18 protein-coding genes are annotated in these 18,132 nt (G+C 69.1%); 5 read left to right on the top strand and 13 right to left on the bottom strand.

Annotation, left to right across the window (positions count from 1 at the left end):
• Positions 1–349: 349 nt before the first annotated feature.
• From ACJ7VY_RS14285 to ACJ7VY_RS14275, 3 genes are all read left to right on the top strand, one after another.
• The gene (locus ACJ7VY_RS14285; RefSeq protein ID WP_313248698.1) at positions 350–820 is read left to right on the top strand and encodes a hypothetical protein; all 471 of its coding nucleotides are present in this window, start codon (positions 350–352) and stop codon (positions 818–820) included.
• A gap of 48 nt (positions 821–868) precedes the next feature.
• On the top strand, positions 869–1,870 hold the full coding sequence (locus tag ACJ7VY_RS14280; protein ID WP_409475897.1) for an acyltransferase family protein: 1,002 nt from the start codon (positions 869–871) through the stop codon (positions 1,868–1,870).
• Positions 1,871–2,141: 271 nt separating this feature from the next.
• A complete protein-coding gene (locus tag ACJ7VY_RS14275; RefSeq protein WP_409475896.1) occupies positions 2,142–3,137 on the top strand; it encodes an aldo/keto reductase in 996 nt (331 codons plus the stop codon).
• A gap of 133 nt (positions 3,138–3,270) precedes the next feature.
• Here ACJ7VY_RS14275 and purD read toward each other — a convergent pair whose 3' ends face one another.
• The 13 genes from purD to cutA form a co-directional block, all read right to left on the bottom strand.
• Entirely contained in the window at positions 3,271–4,557 is a 1,287-nt protein-coding gene (gene purD, locus ACJ7VY_RS14270) for a phosphoribosylamine--glycine ligase (RefSeq protein WP_409475895.1), read from the bottom strand.
• Between the two features lie 23 nt (positions 4,558–4,580).
• Positions 4,581–4,988: a hypothetical protein gene (locus ACJ7VY_RS14265; protein ID WP_409475894.1), complete on the bottom strand. Its 408-nt coding sequence runs from the start codon at positions 4,986–4,988 to the stop codon at positions 4,581–4,583.
• Positions 4,988–5,797 (bottom strand): hypothetical protein, encoded by an 810-nt coding sequence (locus ACJ7VY_RS14260; protein WP_409475893.1) that lies wholly within the window; start codon positions 5,795–5,797, stop codon positions 4,988–4,990. Before ACJ7VY_RS14260 ends, ACJ7VY_RS14265 begins: the two co-directional genes overlap by 1 nt.
• 22 nt (positions 5,798–5,819) lie before the next feature.
• Complete coding sequence (purH, locus tag ACJ7VY_RS14255; protein WP_409475892.1) at positions 5,820–7,403, bottom strand: bifunctional phosphoribosylaminoimidazolecarboxamide formyltransferase/IMP cyclohydrolase; 1,584 nt, start codon at positions 7,401–7,403, stop codon at positions 5,820–5,822.
• A 313-nt stretch (positions 7,404–7,716) separates the two neighbouring features.
• Complete coding sequence (gene fis, locus ACJ7VY_RS14250; RefSeq protein ID WP_054667755.1) at positions 7,717–7,989, bottom strand: DNA-binding transcriptional regulator Fis; 273 nt, start codon at positions 7,987–7,989, stop codon at positions 7,717–7,719.
• A gap of 97 nt (positions 7,990–8,086) precedes the next feature.
• A complete protein-coding gene (locus tag ACJ7VY_RS14245) occupies positions 8,087–8,851 on the bottom strand; it encodes a DUF3426 domain-containing protein (protein ID WP_409475891.1) in 765 nt (254 codons plus the stop codon).
• A 29-nt stretch (positions 8,852–8,880) separates the two neighbouring features.
• Positions 8,881–9,795, bottom strand: a complete 915-nt coding sequence (gene prmA / locus ACJ7VY_RS14240; RefSeq protein ID WP_104939699.1) for a 50S ribosomal protein L11 methyltransferase — start codon at positions 9,793–9,795, stop codon at positions 8,881–8,883.
• Between the two features lie 177 nt (positions 9,796–9,972).
• Entirely contained in the window at positions 9,973–11,340 is a 1,368-nt protein-coding gene (gene accC / locus ACJ7VY_RS14235; RefSeq protein ID WP_104939698.1) for an acetyl-CoA carboxylase biotin carboxylase subunit, read from the bottom strand.
• 10 nt (positions 11,341–11,350) lie between these two features.
• On the bottom strand, positions 11,351–11,833 hold the full coding sequence (gene accB, locus ACJ7VY_RS14230; RefSeq protein WP_104939697.1) for an acetyl-CoA carboxylase biotin carboxyl carrier protein: 483 nt from the start codon (positions 11,831–11,833) through the stop codon (positions 11,351–11,353).
• 61 nt (positions 11,834–11,894) lie between these two features.
• A complete protein-coding gene (gene aroQ, locus ACJ7VY_RS14225; RefSeq protein ID WP_409475890.1) occupies positions 11,895–12,329 on the bottom strand; it encodes a type II 3-dehydroquinate dehydratase in 435 nt (144 codons plus the stop codon).
• Positions 12,330–12,539: 210 nt separating this feature from the next.
• Positions 12,540–13,112, bottom strand: a complete 573-nt coding sequence (locus ACJ7VY_RS14220; RefSeq protein WP_409475889.1) for a TlpA disulfide reductase family protein — start codon at positions 13,110–13,112, stop codon at positions 12,540–12,542.
• Between the two features lies 1 nt (position 13,113).
• Entirely contained in the window at positions 13,114–15,438 is a 2,325-nt protein-coding gene (locus tag ACJ7VY_RS14215; RefSeq protein ID WP_409476820.1) for a protein-disulfide reductase DsbD domain-containing protein, read from the bottom strand.
• Between the two features lie 2 nt (positions 15,439–15,440).
• The gene (cutA, locus tag ACJ7VY_RS14210) at positions 15,441–15,767 is read right to left on the bottom strand and encodes a divalent-cation tolerance protein CutA (RefSeq protein ID WP_409475888.1); all 327 of its coding nucleotides are present in this window, start codon (positions 15,765–15,767) and stop codon (positions 15,441–15,443) included.
• Positions 15,768–15,984: 217 nt separating this feature from the next.
• On the opposite strand from cutA, the gene ACJ7VY_RS14205 reads away from it, so the two are divergent.
• Positions 15,985–16,272 carry a co-chaperone GroES gene (locus ACJ7VY_RS14205; protein WP_104939694.1) on the top strand — a complete coding sequence of 96 codons (288 nt, stop codon included), beginning with the start codon at positions 15,985–15,987 and terminating at the stop codon, positions 16,270–16,272.
• Between the two features lie 58 nt (positions 16,273–16,330).
• Entirely contained in the window at positions 16,331–17,974 is a 1,644-nt protein-coding gene (gene groL / locus ACJ7VY_RS14200; RefSeq protein WP_104939693.1) for a chaperonin GroEL, read from the top strand.
• Positions 17,975–18,132: the final 158 nt, after the last annotated feature.

Here is an 18,132-nt window from a genome sequence, read left to right as displayed (position 1 = left end):
ATCGTTTGGCCGGCACCCGCCTGGTGGGCAGCCTGCCCGGAGAATCAACGGGAGCCCGCGGTCTTGGAGCGCGGGCTCCACACGCAGGACAACACATGCGAGGAGTGCCCGTCGATGGAGAAGACCTGGACAGATGCATTGGATTGTCTCGGATAATGCTTGGCTCATGATGAGGAGGCAGGGGCGCACCTGTTTCTGATGTGATGCCATCTTGCCAGCCGATTGGTCGGGCCTTGCCGCCGTGGCAATTATCACTTTAGCTGGAGCAAGGCTTCACCAATTGTCCCTAGTGGGTTAAAAGGTGCGCTTACTCCACCATCGGCGGTGGATGACAAGGAGAAGTCTTCTAATGCGGATTCAATCGCGCGTGCTTTTTTTTTGCGCATCGGTGCTGCTAGTAGCCGGTTGTTGCGATGAAGCGGGCCGGCGCCGCGCCGGTGCGGCAGGGACGACGCCGGGCGCACCGAGCATGCAAGCCGAGGTGACCGATGCGTCTGTTGCCGGCATGAGCCTGATTTTCAGCAGTATTGAAGGGATGATGGTGCAGCCGAAAGTGCTCAGGTTGGACTGCAGTGGTGCAGCAGGGTCGTTGGCTGAAGTACAGGTGGCATGGAAATCCGATGTCCCTGCGGCGAATTTCGTGCAGATCACGGTAGGCAGCAAGACCCAGGCGCCGAAGGTATGGGTGGAAGGCGGCGCAGCGGGTACTGAAGTTACCGGGCCTTGGGTCAACGACGGCTCCGTATTGACCCTGAACGATGGCAATGGCCGCACGCTTGCCATCATCCGAGCTGTTTCCACGGCCTGTGCATCCCGCTGATCACGGACGGGCGTTGCGCGGCATCGCCATGTCAACAGGAGCTTTGCTTTGAAACTACCTGTATTTGGATTTGGTGCGAGTCGCTTCGTTCTTGCATCGTTGGTGGCAGCCTCTCATCTGTGGTCGAACATGCCGCATGGCTATGCCGCCTATGCGGTCTGGGCCTTCTTCGTCTTAAGTGGTTTTCTGATGACCCTGGTGCTGACCACCAAATATGGGTTCGATCGCGTCGGCCTGAAGGCTTATGCGTTCAATCGCTTTATGCGGATATTTCCCCTGTACTGGCTGGCTGTGATCATCGGCCTGCTCACACTGTGGTACTACGGCAGTGTCGGCATCGATCTGCGGCCGATCAATGGCGAATTCCACATGCCGCATGGCATGCGGGACTGGGCCTATGTTGTCACGCTTTTCCCAGGTATAACCCGCGGCGGCCTGCCGGTGCCGGTGGCCAATGCGCTGGCCATCGAAGTGGGTTTCTACATGCTGTTGCCGATGATGGCTACCTCGCGCGGTGCAGCGGCGTTTGGTGTTGTCATCGGCATGCTCATCAACCTCAAGATGGGCATCCAGCCGGAGAGTTTCGGTGAACGCTATGCCACGTTCCTGCCATGCCTGCTGCCTTTCGCGGTTGGTGCTCTGATTTGCCAGTATCGCGAATCGCTGTCGTTTATCCGCATGCCGATCATCAGTTGCACGATGTGGCTTTTGCATGGAGCAGTGTGGTTTTTTGTGCCCGGTTGGCCGTGGCACTGGGGTTTGTACGTATCCGTTCTGCTGTCGGCATGGATGGTGTTGTCGCTGCATCAACAGCGTGGCGGAAGGCTGGACAGGATGTTGGGTGACCTTAGCTATCCGATCTACCTGATCCACACCACGGTGGCCGCCTGGTTCGTCTGCGCCTGCGGCTTCGCCCGTCCGTTCATGACCTTTTTCTTGCCGGCATTCGCGGCCACGGTGGCGCTCTCATGGCTGATCGTCATGTTGATCGATCGTCCACTCTCGCGGTTGAAGCGCAAGCCACCCGTACACGTGGTCGAAGCGCGCTAGTTTTGAGGTATCGCCGGGATGCGCATCCGCCGTATCCCGGGAAGCCTGGATTGGACGCCAGCCCAACTCCGGAATGTGGGTTGTGCGACCCACCGCAGGCGGATCGAGCCACTACCGCGACGATGACATGCGAGTCGCCATCTTGAGCTCAGCATCATCGGCTGTGTCTGCAACCGCGACGTGGCGCGGCGCAGCAGCATGCGCTTGGTCCGGCGGTTCGGCACCGGTGTTGAAAGGTAGTGCTGTCCAGATTGCATATCCAGGAGATTCCATGCAGACCCGCACCCTTGGCCGCGACGGTCCCGTGGTTTCCGCCCTCGGCCTTGGCTGCATGGGCATGAGCGCGTTCTACGGCGGCCGTGGCGACGATGCCGCGGCCATCGCGGTGATCCAGCGCGCGCTGGAACGCGGCGTCACCCTGCTCGACACCGCCGACATGTACGGCCCGCATACCAATGAAAGGCTGGTCGGCCGTGCCATCGCCGGGCGCCGCGGGCAGGTGCTGCTGGCCACCAAGTTCGGCGTCCGCCTGGACCCGTCCGACCCGCAGGCGCGTGGCGTCGATGGCCGCCCCGAATACGTGCAGGCCGCCTGCGAGGCCAGCCTGCAGCGGCTGGGCGTGGAGCACATCGACCTGTACTACCAGCACCGCGTGGACCCGCAGGTGCCGATCGAGGAAACGGTGGGCGCGATGGCGCGGCTGGTCGAGCAGGGCAAGGTGCGCTGGCTGGGCCTGTCCGAGGCGGCGCCGGAAACGATCCGCCGCGCGGATGCGGTGCACCCGATCACCGCGCTGCAGACCGAGTACTCGCTGTGGTCGCGCGAACCCGAGCACAACGGCGTGCTGCATACGGTGCGTGAGCTGGGCATTGGTTTCGTGCCGTACTCGCCACTGGGCCGCGGCTTCCTGACCGGCGCGATCCGCAGCCCGGACGATTTCGAGGACGGTGACTACCGGCGCAGTTCGCCGCGTTTCCAAGGCGAGAACTTCGCCCGGAACCTCGCGTTGGTGGCGCAGGTCAACGCGATTGCCGCCGCCAGGGGCATCAGTCCCGGGCAACTGGCCCTGGCCTGGGTACTGGCCCAGGGCGAGGACCTGGTGCCGATCCCGGGTACCAAGCGCCTGGCCTACCTGGAGGAAAACCTGGACGCGCTCGACGTGGTGCTGGATGCCGACGAACTGGCCCGCATCGACGCGGTGTTCCCGGTGGACGTGGCCGCCGGTGCACGTTACCCGGCGGCGAGCATCGGCAGCGTGCATCGCTGAAGAAAGCGGTACGGGCAGCTCTGCGCCGTGCGCCTCTCGCCGCCATAGGCCATGTCCCATCCCGCCGGCAGAGGGAGACAACGAAAAGGGCGGCACCGGGGCCGCCCTTCTCATCTTCCGCCACCCCGGTGGCTTACTGCTGCTCGCGTGCGATCGCCCGCCAGCCGATGTCGTTGCGGTGGAATTCGTTGGCCCAGTGGATCTTCGCCACGCCGGCGTAGGCATGGGCCTGCGCGTCGCCGACGCTGTCGCCCAGCGCGGCCACGCACAGCACGCGGCCACCGGCGCTGACCACGTTGCCGTCGGCGTCCAGCGCGGTGCCGGCATGGAACACCTTGGCGCTGGCCGGTACGTCATCCAGGCCGCTGATCACATCGCCGGTGATCGGCGTGTCCGGGTACGGCTTTGCTGCCATCACCACGCCCAGCGACGGGCGCGGATCCCATTGAGCGTCCACGCCGGCCAAGGCACCGTCGATGGCCGCTTCGAGCAGGTCGACCAGGTCCGACTGCAGGCGCAGCATCACCGGCTGGGTTTCCGGGTCGCCGAAGCGCACGTTGAACTCGATCACCTTCGGTGCGCCCGTGGCGTCGATCATCAGCCCGGCGTACAGGAAGCCGGTGAACGGCACGCCGTCGGCGATCATGCCGGCCACGGTCGGCTCGACCACTTCGCGCATGACCCGGGCGTGCACCTGTGGCGTCACCACCGGCGCCGGCGAGTACGCGCCCATGCCGCCGGTGTTGGGGCCGGTGTCGCCGTCGCCCACGCGCTTGTGGTCCTGGCTGGTGGCCATCGGCAGCGCGACGCGGCCATCGACCATGGAAATGAAGCTGGCTTCCTCGCCCTCCAGGAACTCCTCGATCACCACCCGCGCGCCGGCATCGCCGAAGGCGTTGCCGCTGAGCATGTCGCGCACCGCGGCCTCGGCTTCGTCCAGCGTCATCGCCACGATCACGCCCTTGCCGGCGGCCAGGCCGTCGGCCTTGATCACGATCGGCGCGCCCTTCTCGCGCAGATAGGCCAGTGCCGCATCGACCTCGGTGTGCACCGCGTAGAACGCGGTGGGGATGCCGTGGCGGGCCAGGAAATCCTTGGCGAAGGCCTTGCTGCCTTCCAGCTGCGCGGCGGCGGCGGTCGGCCCGAAGATGCGCAGCCCCGCCGCGCGGAAGGTATCCACCACCCCCGCCACCAGCGGCACTTCCGGGCCCACCACGGTCAAGCCGACGGCCTCGTCCTGCGCCAGCTTGAGCAGACCGGCGATGTCGGTGACCTTGACCGCCGCGTTGCGGCACTTGGCTTCGGTCGCGGTACCGGCATTGCCCGGGGCGACGATCACTTCGCTCACGCGCGCGGACCGGGCCAGCTTCCAGGCCAGCGCATGTTCGCGGCCGCCGGCGCCGATGACGAGGATTTTCATGGGGCAGTTCCTGTAGGGGGAATTCAAGGGGAAAGGCAATCGGAGGCTTTCAGCGTGGCGTCGAAGAACACCGCCCCGTCGGCATCGACGAAGTGCCGGCGCACGCCGCCGCCGGCGGCATGCAGCGGGGCGAACAGCGGATCGGCGCACAGTGCCTGCATCGCGGCCTGCTCGTCGTCGCGCAGCGCGTCGAACACGGCGGGCCTGGCCTTGGCCATGGCCACGGTGATCTCCGCCGAACGGATCACCAGCACCAGCTCGTCGCCGTCGCGGTGCACCGATTCAACCACCAGCCCGTCGCGATAGGGACGCGGAAGCTGCGCGCCGATCTCCTGCAGGGCCGCGCGCTGCGCCTGGTCGAGCGCGTGGTTGCCGCACCCGGCGGCCGCCGCCAGGCAGGCGGTCAGGAGCAGGGGCAGGCGCCAGCGCATCAGCCGCAGGCCTCCAGCTGCATGCGCGCCGGGACCAGGTAGCGCGATTGCGCCGGATCGTAGGCAATGGAATGCAGCGCATCCACCGCGCCGGTGCAGCCGTTGCCGGCCTCGTGCACGCGCAACGGCCAATAGCGCAGCCCGGGCTCGCTGTCGTCCGGACGGGCGTCGAAATCCAGGTCCAGCGTCCCGGGCCGGCAGCTGCCGGTGGTGATGCAGTCGATCGCATTCTGGTCGTCCAGGTGGGCACGCAGCCAGCCCGCTTCGGACACCGTGCTGCCGCCGTCGAACACCAGCCAGCTGCGGTCGCGCATCCGCGCGCCCACCACCACCCGCTCTTCGTCGATCTGGTAGGCCCAGGCACCGGCACCGACCTGCAGGATGCTGATCGCGCCCGGTTGGCCGCCGCTGCCGCTGGCCCGGCCCGGCAGCTCGGCGGCGATGCCCACGCTGCCATCGGCGGCCTCGCGCAGCACGATGAAGTCGCTGACGCCCAGTTCCACGGGGGTCGCGTCGGCATAGCGGGTGCAGACCGCCAGCATGCGATAGCGGCCGCCCGCAAGGGTGATGCCGCGGTCGGCGCACAGCGCGCGCTGGACCTGGCGCGCGGGGTCCAGCTGCGGGTCGTCGAGGCGTTGCGTCCACGGGCCCTTGAGCCGCGCCGGCGCGCCGTAACGCGCCTTGAGCAGCGCCAGCACGGCCGCATCGCCGTCCGGCGCCTGCGCCGTGCCGCCGTCCTGGGTGGCCGCATCCTGCCGGCACGACGCCAGCACGAGCGCCGCGAGCAGTACCGCCAGCGTCCGGATCATGCCCGCCGCCATGCCTGCGGCCTCAGTGGCGGAAGTGGCGCACGCCGGTGAACACCATGGCGATGCCATGTTCGTCGGCCGCGGCGATCACTTCGGCATCACGCATCGAGCCACCCGGCTGGATCACCGCGGTGATGCCCGCTTCGGCGGCGGCGTCCAGGCCGTCGCGGAACGGGAAGAACGCATCGGAGGCCATCACCGAGCCGGGCACCACCAGCCCGGCATCGGCGGCCTTGATGCCGGCGATGCGCGCCGAGTACACGCGGCTCATCTGCCCGGCGCCGACGCCGATGGTGCGCTCGTCCCTGGCATAGACGATGGCGTTGGACTTGACGTACTTGGCCACGCGCCAAGCGAACAGCAGGTCGCGCAGCTCGGCCGCGGTCGGCGCGCGCTGCGTCACCGTCTTCAGCTCGTCGGCGCTCATGCCGCGGTTGTCGGCGCTCTGGATCAGCAGGCCAGAACCAATACGCTTGGTGTCGTAGTTGTTGCGCGCGTCGCCGGCCGGGATGCGCAGCACCCGCACGTTGGCCTTCCTGGTGGCGTACTCCAGCGCGGCCGGCTCGTAGTCCGGGGCGATCAGCACTTCGACGAACTGGCGGTCGAGGATGGCCCTGGCGGTGGCCGCGTCCAGCGTGCGGTTGAACGCCAGGATGCCGCCGAACGCGCTGGTCGGGTCGGTGTTGTAGGCCATCTCATAGGCGGCGCCGACATCGGCGGCCACCGCCACGCCGCACGGGTTGGCGTGCTTGACGATGACACAGGCCGGCAGGTCGAACTGGCGCACGCATTCCCACGCGGCATCGGCGTCGGCCAGGTTGTTGTAGCTCAGCTCCTTGCCCTGCAACTGCACGAACGTGGCCAGGGTGCCCGGCACCGGGTACAGGTCGCGGTAGAACACGCCGCTCTGGTGCGGGTTCTCGCCGTAGCGCAGGTCCATCACCTTGACGAAGGTGGAGTTCATCTGCGCCGGGTATTCCTCGCGCACCGGCACCGCGGCGGCGGTGTCGCTGATCGCCGACAGGTAGTTGCTGATCGCCGCGTCGTACTGGGCGACGCGGTTGAACGCGGCCACCGACAGCTGGAAACGCCTGGCCGCCGACAGCTGGCCGCCGTTGGCGTCCAGTTCGGCCAGCAGCGCGGCGTACTGGTCCGGGCTGGTGGCCACGGCGACGCGGGCGAAGTTCTTGGCGGCGCTGCGCAGCATGGCCGGGCCGCCGATGTCGATGTTCTCCACCGCGTCGGCGAGCGTGCAGTCGGCCCTGGCGGTGACCGACTCGAACGGGTACAGGTTCAGCACCAGCAGGTCGATCGGCGCGATGCCGTGTTCGGCCATCACCGCATCGTCGGTGCCGGCGCGGCCGAGCAGGCCGCCGTGCACCATCGGGTGCAGGGTCTTGACCCGGCCGTCCATCATCTCCGGGAAGCCGGTCACGTCGGACACGTCCTTGACCGGCAGGCCGGCCTCGCGGATCGCCTTGGCGGTGCCGCCGGTGGACAACAGTTCAACGCCGTGCGCGGCCAGCGCGCGGGCCAGTTCGACCAGGCCGGTCTTGTCGGAAACGGACAGCAGGGCCCGGCGCACGGGCAGCAGATCAGCGGACATGGGGGTGGGGAAGGAAGCGGAAGCGGGCCCGTATTGTAGCCGCGCGCAGCGTGCCGGTCCGGTTGCAGCGGTGACGACGCGTACTGCCGGTTGCCGGTTCGGGGTGGTGCGCAGCACCGGCTTGTCCGGCAGGTGCTGTCGACGACGTGCCGTCCAACGCTCGGCACCCACCGCAGGCAGTGGGGGATATATCCGGAGCAAAGTCCCCCTGGGTCAGGGGGCGCGCCGAAGGCGCGGGGTATGCAGGGCGAAAGACGGGGCCCGCGGTTTGCATTGCAGACCGTGCGGCGCCAGCGCGCAGCGATGGCGCCGCTCAGGCCAGCCCGTATTCCTTGAGCTTCTTGCGCAGGGTGGCGCGGTGGATGCCCAGCAGCGCCGCGGCGCGGCTCTGGTTGCCCTCGCAGTGGTTGAGCACCTCCACGAACAGCGGAATCTCCATCTCGCGCAGGACGATTTCGTAGACATCGTCGGCGTCGCAGCCATCCAGATCGCGCAGGTAGCGACGCACGGACTGGGCGACGTGTTCGCGCAGCGGCGGCTTCGGAGCGCCACGACTGTTGTCAGGACGGGGTGGGGCAGCGTTCAAGGGAATTCCCGGATTCAGCGGAGCCGGCGCGGCCGCGCCCGGCATGGGGAGGGGAGTCTAGCGCGTGAACGAGGGGGCCGCCATGTCGGGCGCCGGGTCAGCGGAACTCGAACGCGTAGGCCACCGTGGCCGCCGACGGCTCGCGCAGCAGGAACGCGACCTGTGCGCTCTGTCCCGGTTCCAGCCGCTGCGCGGGGTCGTGCGCGCTGCCCAGGTAGTCGCGCGGCTGCAGCAGGCGGCGCCCGATCACCCGGCCGTCGGCGTCGGACAGCGACAACGACAATACCGGCCAGGCCTGCGCCCAGCGCGCGTCGTTGCGGAAGCTGGCCTGTACCTGCAGCACGCCCGGGCGCCCGGGCAGCGGCCGCACTTCGCGCTGCAGCATGGTGTAGGCCGCGGGCTGGTGCCACGGCGGCAGGGTGCAGCGTAGCACCGCGCACAGGCCGGCCACGACCGGGCGCCAGCCGGGACGCGCGGCCAGCGTGGCGCGGTCGGCGATCACCACCTGGACGGCGAGCAGCAGGGCCAGCGCGGCCAGCAGCAGCCACTGCCAGCGCGGTGCGCGGCGGCCACGGGCGGTTGCCACCGGGGAGCGCTGCAGGAAGCTCGGCGCGCTGCCGCTTTCCTGCGCCGGGCCGTCGCCGTCCTGCGCGCTGTCCGCGGCGTCGCCCAGGGCCGGCGCTTCGCCGTCGGCGGCTCCATCCGCGGGCGGGACCGGCTGCGGCGCATCGCCACCGCCACCGCCATCGACGTCGCCGTCGCCGTCGCCGTCGCGGGCGGGCGGGGTGTCCGGCGGCGGTGTGGCCCCGCTCCGCAGGAGCGTGGCCAGCGAAGGACGGGGCGGCGGGGTTTCTTCGCTCATGGCAGGTCGGTCGCGGACGCTGCGTTCATTCAAGCACGGCGCACGCCGGTAATGCGCATCCAGTCGCCGTCCTGCACGGCTTCCAGCTGCACGAACCACGGCGCGTAGCGTTCCAGCAGTTCGCCTTCCTGGCCATGCAGGATGCCGGACAGGGCGATGCGCCCGCCGGGCGCCACCCGCGCCGCCAGCCGTTCGGCCAGCGCGTCCAGCGCCGAGGCCAGGATGTTGGCGACCACCACCGGGTAGGTCGCCGCCGGCTCGTCCTCGGGCAGGTACGCGGCGATGTGCACGCCGTTGCGCTCGCCGTTGTCGGCGGTGGCGGTGAGCGCCTGCGGGTCGTTGTCCACGCCCACCGCGGCGGCGGCACCGAGCTTGAGCGCGGCCAGGGCGAGGATGCCCGAGCCGCAGCCGAAGTCGAGCACGCTGCGGCCGGCCAGTTCGCCCTCGGCCGAAAGCTGGTCCAGCCAGCGCAGGCACAGCGCGGTGGTCGGGTGGGTGCCCGAGCCGAACGCCAGGCCCGGGTCCAGCCGCACCACCGCGGCGTCGGCGGCCTGCGCTGCCTCGGGCAGTTCATGGTTCCACGGCACGATCCAGGTGCGCTGGCCGAACTGCATGGGCTGGAACTGGTCCAGCCAGGCGCGTTCCCAGTCCTCGTCCTGGACCGAACGGAAGCCGGCGCTGCTCCAGTCCAGCCCGGCGTCGAACGATTCCAGCGCGGCCAGCAGCGCCAGCGCGTTGGTATCGGCCGGGAACAGCGCGCTCAGCACCAGTTCGTTCCACAGCGGCGTCTGCCCCACGCCCGGCTCCAGGATCGCGCGTTCGTTGCTGGTGTCGGCATCGGCGTCGAGCATCGTCACCGCCAGCGCGCCGACGTCCTCCAGGGCGTTCTCGTAGCGGGGCTGGGTGGCTTCGGTGCAGCGCAGGGTGAGTTCGAGAAAGGGCATGGCGATGACGGCGACGGCAGAACGGAAGCGGGCATCCTAGACGAGGCGGCGGATGTTTTCCTTCTCCTGCCGGCCACGGATGCCGTGGTGCCCGGGGCCGTTGCACCCCCATGCGGCCGCGCAGACGGAAGAAGGCGGGTTTCCCCGCCTTCTTCCTTCACCCGCGACGCACCGCGCTCAGGTCAGCGCGATCGACTGGTTCTTGCGCTCGGCCAGGCGCTTTTCCAGGTAGTGGATGTTCTGCCCACCGGCCTGGAAGCCCTTGTCGCGCATGATCCGCTGCTGCAGGGCGACGTTGGTCTTGATGCCGTCCACGACCATCTCGCTCAGCGCCACCCGCATGCGGGCGATGGCGGTGTCGCGGTCCGGGCCGTGCACGATCAGCTTGCCGATCATCGAGTCGTAGTTGGCCGGCACCCGGTAGCCGCCGTAGATGTGCGTGTCCACGCGCACGCCGGGGCCGCCCGGCGGGTAGAAGCCGGTGATGGTGCCCGGACACGGGAAGAAGGTCTCCGGGTCCTCGGCGTTGATGCGGCACTCGATGGCGTGGCCGTTGATCTTGATGTCGCTCTGCTTGATCGACAGCTTGTGGCCGGCGGCGATCTTCAGCTGCTCGGCGACCAGGTCGATGCCGGTGATCATCTCCGTCACCGGGTGCTCCACCTGGATGCGGGTGTTCATCTCGATGAAGTAGAAGCGGCCGTTCTCGAACAGGAACTCGAAGGTGCCGGCGCCGCGGTAGCCGATGCGGATGCAGGCTTCCACGCAGACCTTGCCGATCTCCTCGCGCAGTTCCGGGGTGATGCCCGGCGCGGGCGCTTCCTCCACCACCTTCTGGTGGCGGCGCTGCATCGAGCAGTCGCGTTCGCCCAGGTGGATGGCGTTGCCCTGGCCGTCGGCCAGCACCTGGATCTCCACGTGGCGCGGGTTCTCCAGGAACTTCTCCATGTAGACCATGTCGTTGCCGAACGCGGCCTTGGCTTCCTGCTTGGTGGTGGCGATGGCGTTGACCAGCGCGCCCTCGGTGTGGACCACGCGCATGCCGCGGCCGCCACCGCCGCCGGCCGCCTTGACGATGACCGGATAGCCGATCTCGCGGGCGATCTTGACGTTGGTCGCCGGGTCGTCGCCCAGCGGGCCGCCCGAGCCGGGCACGCACGGCACGCCGGCGGCCTTCATCGCGCGGATCGCCTCGACCTTGTCGCCCATCAGGCGGATGGTGTCGGCCTTGGGCCCGATGAAGATGAAGCCGGACTGCTCCACGCGCTCGGCGAAATCGGCATTCTCGGAGAGGAAGCCGTAGCCGGGGTGGATGGCCTGGGCGTCGGTGACCTCGGCCGCGGCGATCAGCGCCGGGATGTTGAGGTAGCTCTCCGACGACGGCGCCGGGCCGATGCAGACCGATTCGTCGGCCATGGCCACGTGCTTGAGGTTGCGGTCGACGGTGGAGTGCACCGCGACCGTACGGATGCCCAGGGTGTGGCACGCGCGCAGGATGCGCAGCGCGATCTCACCCCGGTTGGCGATTACGACCTTGTCGAGCATGGCCGGCGCCTCAGGCGATCACGAACAGCGGCTGGTCGAACTCCACCGGGTTGCCGCTTTCGCCGAGGATGGCGACCACGGTGCCGGACACCTCGGCCTCGATCGGGTTGAACATCTTCATCGCCTCGATGATCGCCAGGGTCTCGCCGGCCTTGACCTGCTGGCCCACGCTGACGAACGGCGGCTTGTCCGGCGACGGCGACGCGTAATAGGTGCCGACCATCGGCGCGCGCTGCACGTGGCCGTCCGGCAGGGCGTTGCCCGGCTTGGCGGTGCCGCCGGTGGACGCTTCGGTCGGCGAGCTCATCGGCATCGGCGCGGCCGCGGCCGGGGCGGCGACCGGGGCCGGGGCGGCCATCACCGGCGCCGGCGCGTAGCCGCCGACCGGGGTGCGCGACAGGCGCACGGATTCCTCGCCTTCCTTGATCTCGATCTCCGCCAGGTTCGACTCTTCCAGCAGGTCGATCAGCTTCTTGATTTTGCGCAGGTCCATAGGATGCCTCTTGGGTGGTGTAGGCGGTGGCGCGCTCGCGCCCACCGCCCGGGAATGGGGGTCACAGCCGCAGCAGTGCCGCGTCCATGGCGTAGCGGTAACTGTCCGCGCCGAAGCCGCAGACCACGCCGACCGCCTTGTCGCTGAAATAGCTGTGCTGGCGGAACGGCTCGCGGGCGTGGGGGTTGGACAGGTGGATCTCGATGAACGGGATGGCCACCGCGGCCAGCGCGTCGCGCAGCGCCACCGAGGTGTGGGTGAAGGCGGCCGGGTTGATCAGGATGAAACCGATACCATCGCCGCGTGCGGCCTGCACCCGCTCCACCAGCACGTGCTCGGCGTTGGACTGCAGGCTCTCCACCACGTGCCCCGCCGCCTGTGCCTGGCGCGCCAGCGCGGCATCGATGTCGGCCAGCGTGGTGTGCCCATAGACCTCCGGCTCGCGCGTGCCGAGCAGGTTCAGGTTGGGGCCGTGGAGGACCAGCAGTTTTGCCATGGGCCAGCGGTGGGCGGGAAAGGGCGGCAGTGTGAGCGAACCGGGGAATACTGTCCAGTTCGGCGAAATTGACGACGTTTTAATCGATTGTTTGAAATTGCCCGGGATCCCGCCGGCTGCCCGGGGCGTCGTGTGGATGCATGCGTGCGGCGCCCGCGGGGCGTCATGGGCGCGGCCTGCTGGCGGATGTTGGCGTCACGTTCGCCGCGGTTAGCGCGCTTCTTCGTCCAGCCCGGCCCACGCCTCGATCTCGCCGGCCTTGAACGGGCCCAGCTTCTGCCGGACCACGCGCCCCTGCGCGTCGATCAGCACGCTGTAGGGCAGCAGCCCCTGGTGGTTGCCCAGTTTGACGCTGGCGTCGGCCGGGCCGGGGGTCTCCAGCACGATCGGGTAATACACCGGCACGTTGCCGAGGAAATCGAGCACGGCTTCATGGGTGTCCAGTGCCAGCCCCACCACCTGCGGGCCGTCGTCGGCATGGCGGGCGGCGAAGCGCGCCAGTTCCGGCATCTCCTCGACGCAGGGCGCGCACCAGCTGGCCCAGACGTTGATCAGCAGCGGCCGGCCCAGGAAGCGGTCCGGGAACCGCACCGGCATGCCGTCTAGGTCGGGCAGGGTGAAGGCCGGCACCCGGTCGCCCGGGGCGAGCGCCGCGGGCGCCGTGGCCGCGGGCGGCGTCGACGGCTCGTTCATCGGCGGCAGCGCGGGCCGGCTCAGCCAGGCGCCGGCGGCCAGCCCGGCCGCCGCGGCGATGCCCACCACCCACCCTGCCGCGCTGCGCATCTCAGCGCGCCGCGCGCAGCAGCGCGTCCTCGACGATGGCCTGGGTCAGCACGGTCGGCAGCACGCGCGGCGGCGCACCCGGCCCGTACACCACGTACAGCGGCACGCCCACCGCCTTGTGCTGTTCCAGGAACGCGCTGATCTTCGGATCCACGTTGGTCCAGTCGCCGCGCATGTACACCGCGTCCACCCGCTTGAGGGTGTCGCGGAACGTATCGCGGTCGAGCACGTTGCGTTCGTTGGCCTTGCAGGTCACGCACCAGTCGGCGGTCATGTTGACGAATACCACGCGGTTGTCCGCGCGCAGCCGGTCCAGCATTTCCGGCGAGTACGCCACCGTGCCCTCGCTGGCCGCGCGTGCCGGCGGTTCCATGCGGGTCACGCCCCACACCGGCACCAGCGCCAGCAGCGCCAGCACCGCGCCCAGCGCCATGCCCGCGCGGCGGCTGCGCCAGCGGTTGCGCTCGAACCACCACAGCCCCAGCGCCAGCAGCGCCGCGCCGGCCAGCAGCAGCGCCATCGCGTCGATGCCGCGCTGCTTGCCCAGCACCCACAGCAGCCAGATCGCGGTCAGGTACATCGGGAACGCCAGCACCTGCTTGAAGGTTTCCATCCAGGCGCCGGGCCTGGGCAGGCGCCGGGCCAGCGCCGGCACGAAGCCGATCAGCAGGAACGGCAGTGCCAGCCCCAGCCCCAGGGCCAGGAACACCAGCATCGCCACCGCCGCCGGTGCGGTGAACGCATAGGCCAGCGCCGGGCCCATGAACGGGGCGATGCACGGGCTGGCGACCACGCAGGCCAGCACCCCGGTGAAGAAGTCGCCGGCCGCGTCCTGGCGCTGCGCCAGCGACTGGCCGACGCCGCCGAGGTTGCCGCCCAGGGTGAACACGCCGCTCAGGCTCAGGCCGACCACGAACATCAGGTACACCAGCGCGGCGATGAACCACGGGTGCTGCAGCTGGAAGCCCCAGCCGGCGGCCTGCCCGGCCGCGCGCAGGGCCAGTACCAGCGCGCCGATGGCGGTGAACGCCACCAGCACCCCCAGCGTGTACCACAGCGCGTGGCGGCGGGCGTGCTGGCGGCTCTCGCCGCTCTGCGCCAGCCCCAGCACCTTCAGAGACAGCACCGGCAGCACGCATGGCATCAGGTTCAGGACCAGGCCGCCGGCCAGCGCCAGCAGCAGGATCCACGCCAGCGAGTCATCCTCGCCGGCGCTGCCCGGCGGCTGGCTGCGGCCGGCGTTGTCGGCCGAGGCGTCGGGCGTGGTGGCGGCGCCGTTGCCGCTGTCGTTGGAACGGACCACCAGCGGCTGCGGGGCGGGCGGGTTGGCCGGGTCGATGGCCACCGGGTCGGCGGGCTTGCGGCCGCTGGGCAGCGGCGTGATCACCAGCGGCGTGACCATGGCCTCGCCGCTGGGCGAGACCTTGCCGGCGGGCAGTGACAGCCGCACCCGCCGGGTCATCGGCGGGTAGCAGATGCCGTCGGTCTGGCAGCCCTGGAAGGTGGCCACCAGCGTCGCCGGGCTGGCGTCGGCGCGTTCGCGGTGCAGCGGCAGCGGGACGTCGACCTGGTCGAAGTAGACCACCACGTTGCCGAAATGCTCGTCGCGGTGGGAGGTGCCCGCCGGCCACTGCGGCTTGCCGGTGCGGATCCCGGCCGCGCCTTCCAGCGCCAGCGAGGTGCGGTCGCGGTACAGGTAATAGCCCGGCGCCGGGGAGAACCGCAGCAGCAGGCGGTTGCCGTCGTCGACGATCGCCTCGAAGCCGAACGCCTGCTCCGAGGGCAGCGGCAGCGACTGGGTGGCGGCGCTGCCCGGCAGCTTCAGGCCGCCGCCGTCGTTGCGCGCCAGCGGGTTGAACAGCGGCGCGCCGGTCGCCGCGGCAGGGGTGGCTGCGGCGCCGGGCAGCCGGACCTCGACGGTGCGCTTCTGCGGCGGATAGCACACGCCGGCATCGGCGCAGCCCTGGTAGCGCACCTCCAGCGTCACCGTCCCGGCGGTGGCGTCCGCGGTGCCGGGCAGGGTGGCCTTGAGCTGCCGGTGGTAGGTCTCGACGTCCCCGAAGAACTCGTCGTGCTTCTTTTCCCCGGCCGGCATCTGCAGCGCGCCGGCGCTGAACCCGGGCCCGGCCTTGACGCTGGTGCGGTGGCGGTAGAGGTAGTAGCCCGGGGCGATGTCCCAGCGCAGCTCGATGCGGTCGCGCGTGTCCGCCTGGACCTGGAGGGCGAAGGCCTGGTCGACCGGCAGCAGGTCCTTCTCGTCCAGGGCCAGCGCCGGGAAGGCACAGAGGGTAAGCAGGCACAGGGCGGTGAAACGGCGCAACAGCATCTTCAAGTCAGGTCCTCGCGGGTCTGGGCCCGGATCCAGTCCAGGTAGGCCGGCAGCCCCGTGCTGGGGGAAACGGCCAGTATTTCCGGCAATTCATACGGGTGGTGCTGCAGGAGCGCCGCGGTCAGCGCGTCCAGGCGATCGGCGGTGGTCTTGATCAGCAGCTGGACTTCCTCCGCCTGCTCGACCCGCTCCTGCCAGCGATACACAGACTGTATATGCGGCAACAAGTTCACGCAGGCGGCCAGCCGCTGCTCGACCAGCAGCCGGGCAAGCGCCTGGGCGGTGGCGGCGTCGGGGCAGGTACAGAAGACAAGGCGGGCGTCCATCCGCGGCATTGTCGCAGATGCCGCCGCCGCCGCCGGGGGCACCGGTGGCGGGGCCGCAGGAAGTTGGGTTCAGGCACTTGAAAGCCCGCCGGCGGTCCCCATTTCCCAGCCAAGCCCGGCGACGGGCGTTTTTAGGCGTGGCGTCGCTGCTGCCGGACGGCAGCGGTGGCGACCACCGGACTTTCCAGACCCATCACCAACATCCAAGAGGTCTCACATGAGCATCAAGCCGCTGCACGACCGCGTCGTGGTCAAGCCCATCGAAGCCGAGGAAGTCTCTGCCGGTGGCATCCTGATCCCCGATTCGGCCAAGGAAAAGTCCACCAAGGGCGAAGTCGTGGCCGTCGGCCCCGGCAAGCCGCTGGACAATGGCAGCGTCCGCGCCCCGGCGCTGAAGGTCGGCGACAAGGTCATCTACGGCCAGTACGCCGGTTCCACCTACAAGGCCGACGGCGTCGAATACAAGGTGCTGCGTGAGGACGACGTGCTGGCCGTGATCGGCTGAGCCGCGTTTCCGAACGACTCCCAAGACCCCTTAAACCCTGATCCACTGAGGTATAGCAATGGCTGCCAAGGATATCCGTTTCGGTGAAGACGCCCGTTCGCGCATGGTGCGCGGCGTCAACATTCTCGCCAATGCCGTCAAGGCGACCCTGGGCCCGAAGGGCCGCAACGTCGTGCTCGAGAAGAGCTTCGGCGCCCCGACCATCACCAAGGACGGCGTGTCCGTCGCCAAGGAAATCGAACTGGCCGACAAGTTCGAGAACATGGGCGCGCAGATGGTCAAGGAAGTCGCTTCCAAGACCAACGACAACGCCGGTGACGGCACCACCACCGCCACCGTGCTGGCCCAGGCCCTGATCCGCGAAGGCGCCAAGGCCGTGGCCGCCGGCATGAACCCGATGGACCTCAAGCGCGGCATCGACAAGGCCGTCGTGGCCGCCGTCGCCGAGCTGAAGAACATCTCCAAGCCCACCGCCGACGACAAGGCCATCGCCCAGGTCGGCACCATCTCGGCCAACTCGGACGAGTCGATCGGCAACATCATCGCCGAAGCGATGAAGAAGGTCGGCAAGGAAGGCGTGATCACCGTCGAGGAAGGCTCGGGCCTGGAGAACGAGCTGGACGTGGTCGAGGGCATGCAGTTCGACCGCGGCTACCTGTCGCCGTACTTCATCAACAACCAGCAGGCGCAGTCGGCCGACCTGGACGACCCGTTCATCCTGCTGCACGACAAGAAGATCTCCAATGTCCGTGACCTGCTGCCGGTGCTGGAAGGCGTGGCCAAGGCCGGCAAGCCGCTGCTGATCGTCGCCGAGGACATCGAGGGCGAGGCGCTGGCGACCCTGGTGGTCAACACCATCCGCGGCATCGTCAAGGTCGTGGCGGTCAAGGCCCCGGGCTTCGGCGACCGTCGCAAGGCAATGCTGGAAGACATGGCCGTGCTGACCGGCGGCACCGTGATCTCCGAGGAAGTGGGCCTGTCGCTGGAGAAGGCCACCATCAAGGACCTGGGCCGCGCCAAGAAGGTGCAGGTCTCCAAGGAGAACACCACCATCATCGACGGCGCCGGCGATGCCGCCGCCATCGAATCGCGCGTCAAGCAGATCAAGGTGCAGATCGAGGACACCACCTCCGATTACGACCGCGAGAAGCTGCAGGAGCGCGTGGCCAAGCTGGCCGGTGGCGTTGCCGTGATCAAGGTCGGTGCTTCGACCGAGATCGAGATGAAGGAAAAGAAGGACCGCGTCGACGACGCCCTGCACGCCACCCGTGCGGCGGTCGAGGAAGGCGTGGTGCCGGGCGGCGGCGTCGCCCTGATCCGTGCGGTCACCGCGCTGGCCGGCCTGAAGGGCGCCAACGAAGACCAGAACCACGGCATCCAGATCGCCCTGCGCGCCATGGAAGCGCCGCTGCGCGAGATCGTCGCCAACGCCGGTGAAGAGCCGTCGGTCATCGTCAACAAGGTCAAGGAAGGCACCGGCAGCTTCGGCTACAACGCCGCCTCGGGCGAGTTCGGCGACATGCTGGAGTTCGGCATCCTGGATCCGACCAAGGTGACCCGTTCGGCGCTGCAGAACGCCGCCTCGATCGCCGGCCTGATGATCACCACCGAAGCGATGGTGGCCGAGGCCCCGAAGAAGGACGAGCCGGCCGCTGCCGGTGGCATGGGCGGCATGGGTGGCATGGGCGGCATGGACTTCTAAGTCCGCCGCAGCCTCACCGCTGCCGTTGCACGAAGGAACCCCGCCGCGAGGCGGGGTTCCTGCTTTTTGGTTCCCCGTCGCCGGACCGGGTGTCTTGTGGGGCGAGGCTCGCCCCGCACGATGGCTTTTGCGATGAAGCTACCGTGCCGTAGGTGCGG

The organism is Stenotrophomonas sp. Y-13, from assembly GCF_046267925.1.
Lineage (GTDB): Bacteria > Pseudomonadota > Gammaproteobacteria > Xanthomonadales > Xanthomonadaceae > Stenotrophomonas > Stenotrophomonas acidaminiphila_A.
The sequence above is the reverse complement of the archived record's forward strand: the minus strand, read 5'-3'. Positions and strand labels throughout refer to the sequence as shown.